This window comes from Bartonella sp. AA83SXKL (assembly GCF_042196965.1).
In the GTDB taxonomy this organism is placed as follows: domain Bacteria; phylum Pseudomonadota; class Alphaproteobacteria; order Rhizobiales; family Rhizobiaceae; genus Bartonella.
Genome location: NZ_JBHIRG010000168.1, coordinates 1 through 742 on the forward strand (window position 1 = coordinate 1; position 742 = coordinate 742).

Annotated in this window: 1 pseudogene; it reads left to right on the plus strand. The window is 42.5% G+C overall.

Annotation, left to right across the window (positions count from 1 at the left end):
- Window positions 1–742, plus strand: a pseudogene (locus tag ACFINO_RS10365) (translation initiation factor IF-2 N-terminal domain-containing protein); the annotation flags it as partial.

Genomic DNA, 742 nt, shown 5'->3' on the forward strand with positions numbered 1-742 from the left:
AGCTGAAACACCACAGCCAATTACGAAACCACATGTGGCTCCCCAACGCTCTAGACCACGATTCGAAGATGCTAAACCCAATGAACCTACGGCTAAAAGTAATCTTTCATCAGCTGAAATAGAAGCAAGACTTCGTGCGTTAGAAGAAGCACATATTCAAGAAAGAATAATACGTGAACAAGCCGAAGAAGAAGCAAGACGTGCAAAAGAGCGTGAAGAAAGTTTGCGGCAAACTATTCAAAAAACTGAAATAGATGAAACACCTCAAGAAGAGGAAGAACCTACGCTACAGACACAAACTCCATCTCTTTCCCCTGCTAAATATCCCTATCACGCCTAAAAATACAACTGTAATTGAAAAACGCAAAGCAGATGAAACCAAAGAGGATGATCGAAATAGCCGACGCACTAACCTTGCTAAGTCAGAAGTGCGTGCACCCAAAGTTTTAAAAGGAGCCGATGAAAAACGTCGTGGAAAGATTACTCTTAATAGTGCATTGGACGAAGAAGGAAGTGCACGTGGGCGCTCCATGGCTGCAATGCGCCGCAGGCAGGAAAAATTTAAACGTGCGCAAAACCAAGAACCAAAAGAAAAAATTTCTCGCGAAGTTATTCTTCCTGAAACCATTACCATTCAAGAACTTGCACAACGTATGACTGAACGCTCCGTTGATGTGATTAAGTTTCTTATGAAACAGGGACAAATGATGAAACCTGGCGATGTGATTGATGCTGATGTTGC